The sequence below is a fragment of the Vibrio xiamenensis genome, from assembly GCF_900100015.1.
Classification (GTDB): domain Bacteria; phylum Pseudomonadota; class Gammaproteobacteria; order Enterobacterales; family Vibrionaceae; genus Vibrio; species Vibrio xiamenensis.
The window spans coordinates 53352-66551 of record NZ_FNDD01000010.1; the positions used below are offsets into that span (position 1 = coordinate 53352).

15 protein-coding genes are annotated in these 13200 nt (G+C 44.4%); 9 read left to right on the forward strand and 6 right to left on the reverse strand.

The window, feature by feature from the left end; translation table 11 throughout:
- The first annotated feature begins 85 nt into the window (after window positions 1-85).
- Window positions 86-1183 (forward strand): mechanosensitive ion channel family protein, encoded by a 1098-nt coding sequence (locus tag BLS03_RS10020; protein WP_093272972.1) that lies wholly within the window; start codon window positions 86-88, stop codon window positions 1181-1183.
- A 55-nt stretch (window positions 1184-1238) separates the two neighbouring features.
- On the opposite strand, the gene BLS03_RS10025 is transcribed toward BLS03_RS10020, so the two are convergent.
- Entirely contained in the window at window positions 1239-2480 is a 1242-nt protein-coding gene (locus BLS03_RS10025; RefSeq protein WP_093272974.1) for an MDR family MFS transporter, read from the reverse strand.
- A 521-nt stretch (window positions 2481-3001) separates the two neighbouring features.
- On the opposite strand from BLS03_RS10025, the gene BLS03_RS10030 reads away from it, so the two are divergent.
- Window positions 3002-4327 (forward strand): anaerobic C4-dicarboxylate transporter, encoded by a 1326-nt coding sequence (locus BLS03_RS10030; protein WP_093272976.1) that lies wholly within the window; start codon window positions 3002-3004, stop codon window positions 4325-4327.
- A gap of 67 nt (window positions 4328-4394) precedes the next feature.
- Here BLS03_RS10030 and BLS03_RS10035 read toward each other — a convergent pair whose 3' ends face one another.
- Window positions 4395-5303 (reverse strand): aldo/keto reductase, encoded by a 909-nt coding sequence (locus BLS03_RS10035; RefSeq protein ID WP_093272978.1) that lies wholly within the window; start codon window positions 5301-5303, stop codon window positions 4395-4397.
- Window positions 5304-5399: 96 nt separating this feature from the next.
- Between BLS03_RS10035 and BLS03_RS10040 the strand changes: the two genes are divergently transcribed.
- The gene (locus tag BLS03_RS10040; RefSeq protein WP_176765571.1) at window positions 5400-5816 is read left to right on the forward strand and encodes an XRE family transcriptional regulator; all 417 of its coding nucleotides are present in this window, start codon (window positions 5400-5402) and stop codon (window positions 5814-5816) included.
- A gap of 59 nt (window positions 5817-5875) precedes the next feature.
- On the opposite strand, the gene BLS03_RS10045 is transcribed toward BLS03_RS10040, so the two are convergent.
- Window positions 5876-6238, reverse strand: coding sequence for an NADH:ubiquinone oxidoreductase (locus tag BLS03_RS10045; protein ID WP_093272980.1), 363 nt, complete (start codon window positions 6236-6238; stop codon window positions 5876-5878).
- 692 nt (window positions 6239-6930) lie between these two features.
- Between BLS03_RS10045 and BLS03_RS10050 the strand changes: the two genes are divergently transcribed.
- The 4 genes from BLS03_RS10050 to BLS03_RS10065 all read left to right on the forward strand — a co-directional run bounded on the left by BLS03_RS10050 (window position 6931) and on the right by BLS03_RS10065 (window position 8936).
- Window positions 6931-7140: a cold-shock protein gene (locus BLS03_RS10050; protein ID WP_093272982.1), complete on the forward strand. Its 210-nt coding sequence runs from the start codon at window positions 6931-6933 to the stop codon at window positions 7138-7140.
- A gap of 130 nt (window positions 7141-7270) precedes the next feature.
- Window positions 7271-7798 carry a hypothetical protein gene (locus BLS03_RS10055; protein ID WP_093272984.1) on the forward strand — a complete coding sequence of 176 codons (528 nt, stop codon included), beginning with the start codon at window positions 7271-7273 and terminating at the stop codon, window positions 7796-7798.
- Between the two features lie 101 nt (window positions 7799-7899).
- Window positions 7900-8622 carry an AzlC family ABC transporter permease gene (locus tag BLS03_RS10060; protein ID WP_093272986.1) on the forward strand — a complete coding sequence of 241 codons (723 nt, stop codon included), beginning with the start codon at window positions 7900-7902 and terminating at the stop codon, window positions 8620-8622.
- Complete coding sequence (locus tag BLS03_RS10065; protein WP_093273265.1) at window positions 8622-8936, forward strand: AzlD domain-containing protein; 315 nt, start codon at window positions 8622-8624, stop codon at window positions 8934-8936. The genes BLS03_RS10060 and BLS03_RS10065 overlap by 1 nt, the downstream gene beginning before the upstream one ends.
- Here BLS03_RS10065 and BLS03_RS10070 read toward each other — a convergent pair.
- On the reverse strand, window positions 8933-9547 hold the full coding sequence (locus BLS03_RS10070; protein WP_093272988.1) for a fumarylacetoacetate hydrolase family protein: 615 nt from the start codon (window positions 9545-9547) through the stop codon (window positions 8933-8935). The two genes, BLS03_RS10065 and BLS03_RS10070, sit on opposite strands and share 4 nt — an antisense overlap.
- Before the next feature lie 85 nt (window positions 9548-9632).
- Entirely contained in the window at window positions 9633-10100 is a 468-nt protein-coding gene (gene ohrR / locus BLS03_RS10075; RefSeq protein ID WP_093272990.1) for a transcriptional regulator OhrR, read from the reverse strand.
- A 265-nt stretch (window positions 10101-10365) separates the two neighbouring features.
- Between ohrR and BLS03_RS10080 the strand changes: the two genes are divergently transcribed.
- Both BLS03_RS10080 and BLS03_RS10085 read left to right on the forward strand, forming a co-directional pair.
- Window positions 10366-11286: a porin gene (locus BLS03_RS10080; protein WP_093272992.1), complete on the forward strand. Its 921-nt coding sequence runs from the start codon at window positions 10366-10368 to the stop codon at window positions 11284-11286.
- Between the two features lie 551 nt (window positions 11287-11837).
- Entirely contained in the window at window positions 11838-12467 is a 630-nt protein-coding gene (locus BLS03_RS10085; protein WP_093272994.1) for a glutaredoxin, read from the forward strand.
- A 286-nt stretch (window positions 12468-12753) separates the two neighbouring features.
- Here BLS03_RS10085 and BLS03_RS10090 read toward each other — a convergent pair whose 3' ends face one another.
- On the reverse strand, window positions 12754-13104 hold the full coding sequence (locus BLS03_RS10090) for a hypothetical protein (RefSeq protein WP_093272996.1): 351 nt from the start codon (window positions 13102-13104) through the stop codon (window positions 12754-12756).
- Window positions 13105-13200: the final 96 nt, after the last annotated feature.

Sequence of the window (13200 nt, forward strand, 5' to 3'; positions counted from 1 at the left end):
AGCCAAGACTTAATTGTCTGATTTTTATAACGTAGTATAGGGGTTTTAGTCCAACCTTTATTCTCAATTACAAGAACGCTCAATTATGCAAGAAGAGATCGCTCAACTGGCTAACGAAGCCTCGCAATTCGTCGACAAATGGGAAAGCAATGTCCTATTCATCACCGCCGCCAGTTTCGTTGTTTGGCTAATTTGGTGTGTGGTTTACCGACGTCTTGAAGCGCTGGCTGAAAAAACCAAACTGCGCTGGGATGACTTAGTCATTCAGGCGCTCAAGACCCCCATTAGTACCTTAATCTGGGGCTGGCCAGGCATCATTTCGCTTGGTTTCCTATTAGAAGGCCATTTTAAAACCACACTCGATTGGCTTAGCACCTTGAAATTACTGTTGGTGATTGCTGTCTGTGTGTGGTTTGTGCTGCGTTTAGTCACCAATGTTGAAAGTCATGTGATTGCCCAGCAAAAACGCGATGAGACCACCGTTCAAGCGGTATCGAAAGTGATTCGATTATTCTTCGTCACCATCGCGGTATTGACGATCATGCAATCCTTTGGCTTAAGCCTATCTGGACTGTTAACCTTTGGCGGCGTCGGTGGTTTGATTGTCGGTTTAGCCGCTAAAGATCTGCTGTCTAACTTCTTTGGCGGCATGATGATCTATTTCGACCGTCCTTTTAAAGTGGGCGATTGGGTACGTTCGCCCGATCGAAACATCGAAGGCACCGTTGAGCGTATTGGCTGGCGTATGACCATCATTCGCACTTTTGATAAGCGCCCCCTGTATGTGCCCAACTCAGTATTCAGTAACATCGTGGTCGAAAACCCTTCGCGAATGCTCAATCGCCGCATTTACGAAACCATAGGTATTCGCTACGACGACAGCGAAGTGCTAAGCGATATTGTTCACGAGATTAAAAAAATGCTTAAAAACCATCCTGATATCGACACCAAGCAAACCTTGATCGTCAACTTCAACGGATTTGGACCGTCATCTCTGGATATGATGGTGTATACCTTTACCAAGACCGTTAACTGGATTCGTTACCACGAAGTGAAGCAAGATGTACTGATAAAAATTATGGACATCATTAATGCGCATAACGCGTCGATTGCCTACCCGACCCAAACCATCAAACTCGCGCCGGAACATGCGGGAATGAGCGAAGTTTTATCAAGCCGTTAAAACCACAAAGCCCTGCATGCGCAGGGCTTTTTTGACCACTAATGAGCAATGATATCTAAGCGGTGCTCGCGGCTTGTTTAGCACTTGTCTGATTAGCACTTTGCGCTTGTGTATATAACCACATCATCAGCAAACAGAGTAAGAAACACAGCCCGAATAGCCAAGTGGGTGAAGCGTGTTCAATCATTAACCCACCAACAAGCGGCGCAAAAGCGAATCCCAACGAATACAACGCTGCGGCGCCAAAATAAGAACCACGTAGATGCTCAGGCGCCATTCGGTCGATTTGCACGTTGAGTGTCGGGAAGGCGATCACTTCCCCAAGACTCAACACGAAACAACTGATCGCCCACCCCATCGGCCAATGCTCCGGAGTGAAAACGAATCCCAACTGAGCCAGCGCCATCAGCATCACCCCAAGTCTTGCGCGCCACATTAAAGCCACATTTTCCAGCCACTTAAGGAGCGGAAATTGAAACACAATCACAGTCACGGTATTAATCAGCACCAGTGAGGCAATAATTTGCGCGGCGCTTTCTGCCCCAGAACGAACGATAACTTGAGGTAACGAGGACTCGACTTGCGCATAAACAAACATCATAAAGAAGTTGGCGATAATAAGCTTAACGAACAAGCCGTCTTGGCGAATCACATTCAGTGTCGCGCTAAAGTTTGGCGTCTGTGGCTTGATTTTATCGGCTCCGCGCTGCGAACGTTCAATGCCAAAAAATAGCCAAAGGGAATAAAGCAAATATGTACAACCAACAACATAAAAAAGCTTTTGTGGCTCGGCCAGCGCAAGGGTAACCCCAATTAAGGGCCCGATCGCACCACCGAGATTAAGCATGAAATAGCGCACGTTCTGCGCCAGCTCACGATCTTTGGCATCGCTGAGGTTGTCGCCCAATACCGCTTTAGCGGGCGCTTCGATCATCGGCCTCATTAACCCAGTGGCAAGGATTAACAGATAAAATTGCCAAATTTGGTTGGCCATTGCGATACCACTGTATGCAAATGCGGCAATCACACTGCCGGCGACCATCACCCATTTTCGGCCAAACTTATCCGATAAATACCCCGAATAAAGCCCAGTAAACGCGCCTACCAACGCCGACAGTGCGAGCATTCCACCAACTTGCGTTGCCGATGCACCATAATCACGATACAGAAACACCACTAAAAATGGCCACGCCATGAAATAGCTGGTTCTGGCGATCAGTACACCGATGAGAACGGTCCACACTGAGAAATTAAAACGCCGTATTCGACTCCATTGAAATAAACTTCCTTCGCTCACTCACTCGTTCCTATTATTTTTATTGTTTAAATTATTGGCAAGTTTAATAACGATTATTGTTATTAAGACTAGCGAGTATATGAGTTTTGATACAAAAAGATAGCGTTCAGTTAATTCAAGCTATCAACCGTTAACAATGAATAATTGCGTTGAATTTGTACTTAAAGCTGAGCGACCTAGCCGCCATAAACTCACAGTTTATGGGCAAGTAATCACATCTAAAACAGGTGATAATATCGCTTAAATTAGGTGCAAATCCGTTTGTAACGCTCTGATTTAAATAACACTAATATCATTAGCTATCCTAAGAACAAAAAGCACTCAAATTCATAAACCACCAACAAACATAATCTTTACAATTTATTTTCAACCTAGAAACTTAATCGGCTTTTTCTGTGATCCATTACCAATAAGAACGTTTGCAGTTTGTTGGCATTTTGGAGTGTGAACTGTACGTCAGCTTTTTTATAAACCTAGCGGGAAAATATTGTTAGTTAATAATAAACATTAGGACTATTAATATGCTGTATTTGGAGTTTTTGTTCCTACTCTTAATGCTCTACATCGGCTCACGATATGGTGGTATCGGGCTTGGTGTTGTGTCGGGTATCGGCTTGGTAATTGAAGTTTTTGTGTTCAAGATGCCACCGACCTCCCCTCCTGTCAGTGTGATGCTGATTATTCTTGCTGTTGTGACATGTGCTTCGATACTCGAAGCCGCAGGCGGCTTGAAATACATGCTTCAAGTCGCAGAACGATTGCTGCGTAAAAACCCCAAACGAGTGACTTTAATTGCCCCTTTTGTCACCTACTCGATGACATTCCTGCTCGGTACGGGTCATGCAGTCTATTCAATTATGCCGATCATCGGTGATGTCGCACTGAAAAATGGCATTCGTCCTGAGCGCCCAATGGCTTCGGCTTCAGTGGCCTCGCAACTGGGCATTACCGCATCGCCAATTTCAGCCGCTGTGGTGTATTACCTCGCTCAGCTATCTAATATTCAGCACGATATTACCTTAGTATCGATTTTGTCTGTCACCATTCCAGCAACACTATTTGGTACTTTGTTAATGGCGCTTTACAGCCTGAAACGCGGTAAAGAACTCAATGACGATCCTATCTATCAAGAACGTTTGCAAGATCCAGAATGGCGTGAGCGTATTGAAAGCACCACAGCAACATCTCTTGATGAAAACTTGCCAACCGCTGCTCGCAACTCCGTCTTGATCTTCTTACTGGCGCTCCTGACTATCGTCGTAGTCGCGATGCTGCCTGAAAGCCGTACTATCGTTGAAGGCCAAAAACCAGTCAGTATGGCGGTTGTGATTCAAATGATGATGCTGTGTTTTGGCGGTATTATTTTGCTGGTCACCAAAACCGACCCGCGTAAAGTGCCGAATGGCGTGGTGTTTAAATCCGGTATGGTCGCCGCGATAGCGATTTATGGTATCGCTTGGATGTCCGACACCTATTTCCAATATGCGATGCCACAATTCAAAAGCGGTATCGTTGAAATGGTGACCGACTACCCTTGGACGTTTGCTTTGGCATTATTCATTGTTTCTGTGGTCGTTAACTCTCAAGCCGCGACCGCGCGTATGATGTTGCCAGTCGGACTCAGTCTGGGCTTAGACCCTGCGCTGCTGATTGGTATTATGCCTGCCGTATACGGTTACTTCTTTATTCCGAATTACCCATCGGATATCGCGACCGTGAACTTTGATACCTCAGGTACCACCAAAATTGGTAAATGGTACTTTAACCACTCCTTTATGGCGGTCGGTTTGATTGCTGTCATTGGTTCATGTTGCCTAGGATATGTGCTGGCGCAAATGTTTATCTAATTCGCCAACGCTTATAGAAAAAGCCAGCATACGCTGGCTTTTTTGTTGGGGTATTATTTGTGCTCCGTTATGGCACACCGTGGCCTTTTGCTGCAACCCAAACTCGATACCATTGTTCGCGAGAAAGCTCTAATTGCAACGCTTTGACTGCATTGGCAACACGTTCAATTTTACCACTTCCGATAATCGGCACAGGTTTCGAAGGCAAACGCATAACCCAAGCGTAAATAACCTGATCGATGGTTTGCGCGCCGATTTCGTCTCGAATCGCTTCAAGCTCTTTGCGCACTCGTTGTATTTGTTCACTATTGCCACTGAAAATCTCGCCTTTAGCCAAACACGACCAAGCCATAGGCTGAATACGAGCTTGTTGCAGTTGATCGAGCGTACCATCGTGCGCGACTTCGAAATTCAGCGGATTGATCTCCACTTGGTTAGTTACAAGGGATTTCGATAAACGCGATTGCAATAAACTAAATTGGGAAGCACTAAAATTAGACACACCGAAATGTTTCACTTTGCCAATTTTATGCAGCTCCTGAAATGCTTGAGCGACTTCGTCTGCGTCCATCAACACATCAGGACGATGAATCAATAGCACATCGAGCTGTTCCACATTGAGTCGCGCAAGTGAATTATTCACCGAGTCATAGATATGTGCGGCGCTGGTGTCATAGTGGTTCACTTTACGATCAGGAAACTTATCGCTACACAAATTAATATCGCATTTGGTGACGATTTCGATTTGCTCCCTTACCGATGGGTCGAGTTTAAGTGCTTCACCAAACAGTTGTTCACACTCGTAGTTACCATAAATGTCCGCGTGGTCAACGGTGGTAATACCCAGCTCAATATGCTGTTTTAAAAACGTAAGACGCTGTTGCGGCGACATTCCCCAATCAGCAAGACGCCAATAACCCTGTACCATTTGAGAAAACTCAGGGCCTTGAGGAGCAATAGTCGTTTTAGACATCATGTCCTTACCTCCAAAATGAATTCGTTTACGAGGTTATGCTTGTTTGGCGTTTGGCTCAACGTATACTGGGAACAAATTCGAACTGGAGTACGAAATTTGAGTTTTGCAGCACGTTTAAAGCAACTGATTGGCAAAGAGACGGTGAGTGGATTTGCTCGTCGAGTCGAGCTCTCTGAAGCCTTAGTTCGCAAATATCTCGCAGGAAGTGAGCCAAGTTTATCCAAAGCCAACCAAATTGCGATGCGGGCTAACTGCTCCTTAGAGTGGCTTGCCACTGGATGTGGGTACTTATATCGCCAAGCCGAAGTGGTGGATATGGAGGCCTATACGCTTGCATATCAAGCGGTCTTTAACCGCGCCCCACAAGCACTTGAAGAGCATCAACAGATGATTTCTGGTTATCAGTATCTGCGAGCTCATAAAAAAGCCGACGGTTACCTTGATCAACAAGCCATGAAACAGTTTCTCTCACGCCAGCAAGCGGAGTTAGATGAAACGCCAACCAATGCCTAATGTCGACCGTATCAGCGGCGATAAAAAATAAAAAGCTCGCCGATGGCGAGCTATATAGATCAGGCAAATTTTTGCAGTAACCGCTGCGTCACTTTCACGCCGCGATCTCGATACGCAAACCATAGATAAGTGGTCACAATAGAAAAGAACAAATAAGAGAGCGAAAATACCAGCGGCGAACTGATCAGTTGCTGCGAAATCCCCCAGCTAACTCCTGCAACGGTCACGCACAACTTCGCCAACATCCCTAATCCAAGCAGCAAAAAGGCCAGTTGAGGGTAACGGCTGGAGCGAAATGCGAACCAATAACAGCTACCCACCGCCAACGAGGCTATCGACAATCCGAGCATAAAAGAATGCCAATGATCCGCGGCCGCAACACCACCAGAAACGGATAACAACGCAATTAGGAGTAATTTCATACCACGCTCCATAACCCACACAAACATTTCATTATCGAAATCTTAATTTCCAATATATTGCTAATTGATTAGGTAAAACACAAGGGCAAATAGCACCTTATGATGAGTCAGGGTCCCGGTAAAAACAGAATGTAACGAAAATGATCAGTGGCAAAAAAGAAATGTCTTTGCAGATTAGGGAGTTTTCTGGTTCAAAAAGTAGCCAAAGGCAAATTGATACAAAAATTTAACACAAGCCAGAACGCAATAATATGTATCCAAATGTAACATTACCAAGCCGACTATTTAACCCAAAAACCTAGCAAACACCATGCGCAATCTATTGAGTAATGCGATAAATACTAAGCAAACTAAATGATTTATCACACTAATTTGTCGCTGTTTCAGAGTCTGTTTCGAACATGGAACGAGTGTGACATTGATATGAAATTCATCACCCAAAAATCAAAAACCCTACCTAGCGCATAAAACTCAGCAAAATCTGACTTTATTTAGTGTAAGCCCGCATATTTTAGTTGACTTAAATGGGGCGCTCTCTCAGACTATACCGCAGCTAGAAATCGATTCTTTGTCTACACCTGCGTTTCGTTGAGTTTCTTGTAACTCCTCAGTCGTACCGTACGCAATAGCAATCTACTTTTACGCGCTATCGTGCCTTTATCGGCTAACATTTTTTTAATAGGATTTATATTATGTCTAATACAGTTACTGGAACAGTAAAATGGTTCAACGAAACTAAAGGTTTTGGTTTTATTCAACAAGAAAACGGTCCTGACGTTTTCGCTCACTTCAGCGCTATCACTGGCGACGGTTTCCGTACTCTGACTGAAGGTCAAGCGGTTGAATTCAGCGTAACTCAAGGTCAAAAAGGCCCTCAAGCTGAAAACATCAAAGTACTATAATTTTAAGTTAAAGTACTTGTAGACAAAAATAGCCAGCACATGCTGGCTATTTTTATGTCGAAAATTCATGCCCTCGCTTGTATCCTTGAGATTCAAAGTCAAAAGATGATCTGAAAAACCATTAGTTACAATGAATACGCTCGAGCAATTCCTAACTCAAATTGGCATGAACCAACTACTCTCTAGTCAAACCTATTTGGCTCAGTGGCAATCTTTCTGCGCGCGTCATCACTCACTTTTTGAAATTGTCACCGCCGATAAACCCGAATTAGATGTCGCTCTAGGACTATTTACCAAAGCGCATATCGAAGCCATCACTCAATTCGAAGCCCAAAGCCAAGCCGCGAAAGGTGTGATTTTCGCCATAGAAAACAACCTAGCCGAACACAAAAATGCATTTCAGTTAGATGCTGCCGATGAACTTGAATTTGTTACCCACGGTTGGCTGTACCTTCAAGGCTATCTAGCAATGGATTTCAGCCTGGCTAATGACCATGCTCATCAAACAGCGCATATGCTCACCCAAACCTTTTCCGGAAATCCACAAGAAAAACGGAGTATGTTTCTGTCAAGCTATTACATTGGTAAAGAAAGGCGTCCGGCAACGAATTCACCTAAAGGCTTGGCGCGACTGGTTCAATGGTTAAAGTCACTTTAACCTCAAGATTAGAAATGCCAACCAAATAACGCAATTTTGTACAAGTCTTTGACATTTATTTGTGGCTTGATAACGTTCTGCATTCACTATCAGGATGATTTATGAGTAGTACTGTTTTGCCCTCTTCAACTTTGCAGCCAACCAAAACGCGTTTATTTATCCAAGGCGCCATTGCAATGCTACCGCTAACGATCGCCGTAACACCGTGGGGACTGCTTGCCGGCTCTTATGCCGCGCAATCTGGGCTTGATATCATTCAAAGCCAAGCGCTCTCGGCGATTTTATTTGCCGGCGCAGCGCAGCTCGTCGCAACCGGAATGATCAAAGCCGGCGCGGGAATTACCACCATGCTGTTGACCACCTTATTCATCACTTCACGCCACCTACTCTATAGCGTATCGATGCGCGAAAAAATCCGTCATCTTCCTGCTCGCTGGCGGTTAGCACTGGGATTTTTACTCACTGATGAACTGTTTGCTTTGTGTGGCAAGCAATCAGACCAGGAATTTAACCGCTGGTATGCACTAGGAGCTGGGTTGAGTTTTTATTTGGTGTGGAACATCGCTTCATTTATCGGCATTTTAGCCGGTAGCCATATTCCAATGATGAACCAACTCGGCCTTGAATTTGCTGTGGCTGCCACTTTTATCGCCATTATCACACCAACCATAAAAAGCCATCCTATTGCGCTTTCGGTTCTTGTCGCATTGGGCCTTTCAGTGCTGTTCTCGATTTTACATACGCCGGGGGCACTTATTCTGTCGAGCGTTGGTGGAATGCTGGCAGGCTATGTCGCCGAAGTATGGGGAATAAAACGCACATGATGGTGATGATATCGATTCTACTGATGGCGGCACTGGTGTTTGTCAGTCGCTACTTATTTCTCGAACCACGACTGCCAGTCAAGTTAGGCACTGAAACCAAGCGTTTACTCAGTTACTCAAGCCCCGCCGTATTATCGGCCATTTGGGCGCCGATCGTATTTGCCCCAGATGAACAGCTTTGGTTATCACCAAGTAATCCATACTTGCTTGCTGCCTTGCTGGCTGGGTTTCTGGCGTGGAAAACTCACAACGTGTTACTGACCACCATTGTGAGTATGGGTGTGTTTTTAGTCTTAAAACTTTGGGTGGTTTAATTCGCCACCCATTCAACTTCAATTAGCGTGTAATCGCCGACTTTCAAGCGTGCCAAAAACGCATCGCCTTGATGTACTTCGCCAACACCTTTAGGAGTACCCGTCATGATGACATCGCCATCGCACAACGTAGTGTAAGTTTTGATTTCTTGTAAAATCGTCTGCGGCTGATACATCATCTGTCGAACCTCACCATGCTGTACTCGTACACAGTTGATATACAGTTCCATCTGTAATTCGTCGATGTTAACGCCTTTTAATGATACAAAACGACTCAATACTGCTGAACCATCAAACGCTTTCGCTCGCTCCCAAGGCAGGCCATTTGCTTTAAGATCAGACTGAACATGTCGCTTGGTAAGATCCAGCCCCACCCCGACAGCGTCAAGCTGACCTTTTTTAACCACGAAACAGATTTCGCATTCGTAATGAATCGATTCTTTATTTGAGGCAATAAGTTGGTGAGAGATAGAGGTTGTGGGCTTATTGAACACCACCATGTTTTCCGGTATCGCGTTATTCAGTTCCTGAATATGCTCTAAATAATTGCGCCCTACGCAAACCACCTTTGTCGGTTTGATATTTTTTTCCCCAACGCGCACCGTGTACATCATGTCTTCCCTGATTAAAATAGAACCAAAGCTTATCCTAGCGAGGTGCTAAAAAAATATCGATTTTCAGAATGGAAAACTACGATCACGCCCCAAAGTTTTTTATCACTTTTAAACACAAAGACTTAAGCATTGCCATCTCTTCCAATTCAAGCCCAAATCGGCAAGCCATTTTTTCAGGAATACTGTTGGCTTGATCTTTCAAAGCAACGCCGGATTCCGTCAACAAAAGAACGCGTATACGTTCATCTTTAGCACTGCGTTGACGCTCAACATAGCCTTTTGATTCCAGACGTTTGAGCAAGGGGGTCAACGTCCCTGAATCCAAATGAAGCTTCTCACCTAAGTCTTTGACGCTAATGCCATTATGCTCCCAAAGCACCATCATTGTCAGGTATTGAGAATAGGTCAAATCCAGTTGTTCAAGAAACGGACGATAGGCTCGTATCAACGCATTGGCGGCGCTGTAGAGCGGAAAACATACCTGATTATCGAGTGATAACAGGTTGTGTTTTATCTTTGAGTCTGAAGGTTCGGTACCACATTGGCTCATAATAGCTCCAATTAGATTGCGCACAATATGTTATTCAGTATGACAAAACTACCCCATTATGGCTATAGGATTTTTCCCCTGCCGTGCCTGATAAATAGTACGAAGTACAGCAAACGTTGATATTAAGCTAAGTCATAAAGATTACATATAACAGACATGATTACATCACTGAAAAGCAATAAAAAGTTAACACTATAAAGCTACTTTAGTCTCGTTTTCGAGGAGTAGGAATGCTCCAAAGTAACTATTTATAGGGTTTATAAAAATGAAAAAATCAGTCATTTCTTCAGCAGTGCTAATCGCATTATTCTCAGGTTCTACACTGGCAGCAACCGTCTACCAAGACGAAACCAGCGAACTAAAAATCGGTGGCCGCGCTGAAGCGCGATTCAATGTTTCTGATAATAATGAAAGCGCGACCGACAGCTCGTTCAAAGACAAATCTCGCGCTCGTGTCAACCTAAATGGTAAAACCAAACTCGATAACGGATTGTACGGTTTTGGTAAATACGAAGCAGAAATGGATACGGACAGCGAGATCACTAACCGTTACGTATTTGCCGGTATTGGTGGCAACTTCGGCGAGTTCTCTTACGGTAAACAAGATTCAGCCCAGGTGCAGGTGACCGATTTCACTGACACTATGGCAACGTTTGGCGCAGACGCAGCAGATCTTATCTCTGGCAACAAAGATAAGCGTGAAAACAACTTCGTCTATAAAGGCAAATTTAACAATCTAACAGTTAAAGCCAACTACATTTCCGCTGAGGAAAAAGACTCCGATAGCTACGGAATCTCGGGCGTGTATGAACTGGATTTTGGTCTAACACTTGGCGCTGGCTATGTCACGCAAGATGCAGCAGATGACGCCGACAACAATCAGTTTAACATCGCCGGCCAATACAAAATTTCCGATCTAACTATCGCGGCTCTTTACGTGACAGGTAAAGCGGACGATGCCGACGCCGACGGTATTGAAGCCAGCGCAAAATACAAACTAGGTAAAACCACATTTGTTGCGGTGTACAACAACCAACAAGTGGATGACCAAGATACTGTCGATAACGTTGCACTAGAAGCGGTTTACAAGTTTAACGGCAATCTGCGCACATACGCAGGTTACAAGTTTGAACAAATCGATGGCGAAGACGACCAATTGCAAGCGGGTATTCGTTACGATTTTTAATCTTGAGTAGGATCACGTTAGGTAGTGCGGCATAGGAGTAAGCTCAGTAAAAACAGGTTCTTGCATCAAATTAGTGCAAAGTTCACCAAAATAGCCATCACGTCGGACGATTCTGACAGTGAATTCGGCCAAATGTGACGAATTTACTGAGTTTAAAAAGTTGGCACGCTACCTGCTTTATAGTAATTACAAATGCTCGGCAGCGTTTGTGCTTCTTTTTCGTAGTGGGGAAACCCGTGGCAGAAACTACGAACCATTCATGTTCTTTACTCCCCTATTTTAGGGGAGTTTTTTTTGCCTATTCTATTGCTCCCCTAGCTTTTGCGACGAGCCATCAGTCACAATTTCTTTAGGTCAAAATCGGACTTAGATCATATTCTTGATATTCCACAGCGCTTAAAGTGTTTGGCTGGCAACGCTTCTCACCTTTGCACAGGCGTAAAAACTTCTCTTGAACAGACAAATTTACCGCCATACTCACTAGAGCAAATGAAATTAAATTCGCGGTAATCGGTTCTTTATCAGCAAAGCATTCAATGAGGTAAGTTCAAATGGCAGATCCAATTAATATCACCTTATATCGTTGGGCTGGGCATTGGGGTCCATTTAAAGTCAAAATACCTTGCGGTGAATGTACGCTGACCAAAGATATACTTCATAACGTGTTTGATACGGAACTGTTTGGCATTCCGGTACGATTAGTCGAAAAAGACTGGCTTAGCTGTTGGTGGGAGCCATTGCGCTATAGAGCTTGGCATGCGCCCATTGTGATGGTAGAAAACCGTGTTATTAGCCAAGGAGAAGCGTTAAATCGCGGTGTGTTAATTCAAGCTGTGATAGAGCAGTTGGCCGACAAAGAGCCCATCAAAGGCAATGTGGTTTATGGTAAAGCCCATTGCCCGTTTTGTATCGAAGCCAAACACATGCTTGAGAGTGCAGGTATACCCTATCAATACCGTGATGTCGTCACATCCAGTGAACACCTCTACCGCATGATTCCAGCGGTGAAAGCCATCGTAGGCAAGAAAACCCCGGTAACCATGCCGCAAATCTGGCTTGAAGACGAATATGTAGGCGGTGCAACAGAGTTAAAACTGTGGCTGGAGAAGAAAGGCACCCAGCGCTTCCCAGATAATGTCATTCAGATCATCAACGCCCATCATCACAGTAATTCTCGCTGAAACCACCGTCCTAGGAGGTGGTTTAAAGCTGACAACAAAAAAGCCCAATCACTGAGTATTGGGCTTTTTCGCTTAACGCAATGCTAAAAGTTGCTTAAACCATCTTTTGAACATTGAGTGTTTCTTTGTTGAGCATTGACCACGCTGGCAATCAGCAGACATCTGTTGAACGAGCATGAGGCCAAGATAAGCATTGCAAAAATCGTTATTCATTATAATTCGCTCCTACGACTGGCAGGAGTGATTATAATCACAAAGTTTAGAAAAACAAGATGCACATCACATTTTAGTTACGTTTTTCTTGACGGTATGTTTTACCCGCAGCTTGGTACGTATCTTTACGCTTAACGCCAAATTGAGCATCGAAGAACCAAGCAATGAAGCGAATTAAATCGTCGCCTTCGTTCATGATATGTTCGACATATTCCTGTTCTTCGCCCTGCTCATTTTCCAGCACAGAAATGTGATAAATACGGCGCTCACCCTCAATTTCTGCCACAGAAAATTGCCCAGTCAGCAATTGGGCGGCTTCTGCGATTTCTGAGTCGTCGTTATCCTTCAGCACCGCTAACGCCTTCGGCAAGTTTTCTTCTTCTAATAAGCGTTTAACTAGCGCTTCAAACTCGTTTTGTTGCATACAGCGATTCCTTATTTTGTTTGCTCGGCATTCTATCAGCACGCTAGCCGCATTCAAGTTGACTTTGCTATCGATTCAGAGAAAAAACTATACATT

Bases quoted from the DNA above. Each gene is read 5' to 3' on its own strand.
- BLS03_RS10020 (WP_093272972.1), top strand. From the start codon at position 86: ATGCAAGAAGAGATCGCTCAACTGGCTAACGAAGCCTCGCAATTCGTC.
- BLS03_RS10030 (WP_093272976.1), top strand. From the start codon at position 3,002: ATGCTGTATTTGGAGTTTTTGTTCCTACTCTTAATGCTCTACATCGGC.
- BLS03_RS10035 (WP_093272978.1), bottom strand. From the start codon at position 5,303: ATGATGTCTAAAACGACTATTGCTCCTCAAGGCCCTGAGTTTTCTCAA.
- BLS03_RS10045 (WP_093272980.1), bottom strand. From the start codon at position 6,238: ATGAAATTACTCCTAATTGCGTTGTTATCCGTTTCTGGTGGTGTTGCG.
- BLS03_RS10050 (WP_093272982.1), top strand. From the start codon at position 6,931: ATGTCTAATACAGTTACTGGAACAGTAAAATGGTTCAACGAAACTAAA.
- BLS03_RS10055 (WP_093272984.1), top strand. From the start codon at position 7,271: ATGAATACGCTCGAGCAATTCCTAACTCAAATTGGCATGAACCAACTA.
- BLS03_RS10060 (WP_093272986.1), top strand. From the start codon at position 7,900: ATGAGTAGTACTGTTTTGCCCTCTTCAACTTTGCAGCCAACCAAAACG.
- BLS03_RS10065 (WP_093273265.1), top strand. From the start codon at position 8,622: ATGGTGATGATATCGATTCTACTGATGGCGGCACTGGTGTTTGTCAGT.
- BLS03_RS10070 (WP_093272988.1), bottom strand. From the start codon at position 9,547: ATGTACACGGTGCGCGTTGGGGAAAAAAATATCAAACCGACAAAGGTG.
- ohrR (WP_093272990.1), bottom strand. From the start codon at position 10,100: ATGAGCCAATGTGGTACCGAACCTTCAGACTCAAAGATAAAACACAAC.
- BLS03_RS10080 (WP_093272992.1), top strand. From the start codon at position 10,366: ATGAAAAAATCAGTCATTTCTTCAGCAGTGCTAATCGCATTATTCTCA.
- BLS03_RS10085 (WP_093272994.1), top strand. From the start codon at position 11,838: ATGGCAGATCCAATTAATATCACCTTATATCGTTGGGCTGGGCATTGG.
- BLS03_RS10090 (WP_093272996.1), bottom strand. From the start codon at position 13,104: ATGCAACAAAACGAGTTTGAAGCGCTAGTTAAACGCTTATTAGAAGAA.